1 protein-coding gene is annotated in these 1,540 nt (G+C 61.2%); it reads right to left on the reverse strand.

All coding sequences use genetic code 11. The annotated features are described in order from the left end of the window. Positions 1–1,540: beta strand repeat-containing protein (locus AC1DWM_RS30050; protein WP_477796878.1), on the reverse strand; the 1,540-nt coding region annotated here is incomplete at both ends.

Here is a 1,540-nt window from a genome sequence, read left to right on the forward strand (position 1 = left end):
GGGTAAAGGTGTAAGCACCGTTGCTGGCGATGATCAGCGTTCCGACACCGGTCATGGTTGCGGTCTGGCCCGCCGTGAAGCTGCCGTCGACCCCATTCACGCTGAAGCTGGAGACGCTCAGGAGATTATCGACATCGTGGTCGTTGCCCAGCACGTTGCCGGTGGCTGCGTGGTCTTCATCGACAGTGTTGGTGTCCGCGGTCAGGACGCTTGGGTCATTGACCGGGGTGACGTTGATGTCCAGCGTGCTGGTGGAACCGGTATTGGTGGTGTAGGTGACGGTCGGCACGGTGCCGTTCCAGTTCTCCACCGGGGTAAAGGTGTAAGCACCGTTCGCCCCGATCACCAGGGTGCCGACGTTGGCGATGGTTGCGGTCTGGCCCGCCATGAAGCTGCCGTCGACCCCATTCACGCTGAAGCTGGAGACGCTCAGGAGATTATCGACATCGTGGTCGTTGGTCAGCACGTTGCCGGTGGCTGCGTGGTCTTCATCGACAGTGTTGGTGTCCGCGACCAGGACGCTTAGGTCATTGACCGGGGTGACGCTGATATCCAGCGTGCTGGTGGAACCGGTGTTGGTGGTGTAGGTGACGGTCGGCACGGTGCCGTTGCAGTTATCCACCGGGGTAAAGGTGTAAGCACCGTTCGCCCCGATCACCAGGGTGCCGACGTTGGCGATGGTCGCCGGGACGCCTGCGGTGTACTCGGTGCCGCCAACCGTGAAGGTGGCTACGCTCAGGAGATTATCGACATCGCTGTCATTGSYCAGCACGTTRCCGGTTGCAACATGGTCTTCATCGACAGTGTTGGTATCCGCGGTCAGGACGCTYGGGTCATTGACCGGGGTGACGCTGATATCCAGCGTGCTGGTGGARCCGGTGTTGGTGGTGTAGGTGACGGTCGGCACGGTGCCGTTCCAGTTCTCGGCCGGGGTAAAGGTGTAAGCACCGTTGCTGGCGATGATCAGCGTTCCGACACCGGTCATGGTTGCGGTCTGGCCCGCCGTGAAGCTGCCGTCGACCCCATTCACGCTGAAGCTGGAGACGCTCAGGAGATTATCCACATCGTGGTCGTTGCCCAGCACGTTACCGGTGGCTGCGTGGTCTTCATCGACAGTGTTGGTRTCCGCGGTCAGGACGCTCGGGTCATTGACCGGGGTGACGCTGATATCCAGCGTGCTGGTGGAACCGGTGTTGGTGGTGTAGGTGACGGTCGGCACGGTGCCGTTGTAGTTGGAGTCCGGAGTAAAGGTGTAAGCACCGTTCGCCCCGATCACCAGGGTGCCGACGTTGGCGATGATCGCCGGGACGCCTGCGGTGTACTCGGTGCCGCCAACCGTGAAGCTGGCCACGCTCAGGAGATTATCGACATCGTGGTCGTTGGTCAGCACGTTGCCGGTGGCTGCGTGGTCTTCATCGACAGTATTGGTGTCCGCGACCAGGACGCTTAGGTCATTGACCGGGGTGACGCTGATATCCAGCGTGCTGGTGGAACCGGTATTGGTGGTGTAGGTGACGGTCGGCACGGTGCCGTTGTAGTT

The sequence above is a fragment of the Pseudomonas sp. P4_C8 genome (assembly GCF_056401975.1).